We start from the raw sequence: 253 nt of genomic DNA on the forward strand, positions 1-253 counted from the left end.
GACATGAGCGCCGCGATCGCCCGCGCGCTGAAGCTGGGCGCGCCGCAAGACTGGCCGCTTGAAGAAGCGCGGAAAGAATGGGGGTATGAAATGGCGTCGTACGGACTCGGTTCGAACAGCCGGGTGCGTGGTGAGCGCGCGCGCAAACTGCTGGGCTGGCAACCGAAGCGCACGTCCGTGATCGACTGGATCGAGCACGACATGATGTGACCCAAGGGGGCCTCCCTCCAGGGCGTAATACGTGTAAGCGTCG

Annotated in this window: 1 pseudogene; it reads left to right on the plus strand. The window is 64.4% G+C overall.

What is annotated here, in order from left to right:
• Positions 1-210 (plus strand): annotated as a pseudogene (locus SB764_RS42705) (epimerase); the annotation flags it as partial.
• Between the last annotated feature and the right edge of the window lie 43 nt (positions 211-253).

This window comes from Paraburkholderia sp. SIMBA_027 (assembly GCF_046535315.1).
GTDB lineage: Bacteria > Pseudomonadota > Gammaproteobacteria > Burkholderiales > Burkholderiaceae > Paraburkholderia > Paraburkholderia tropica.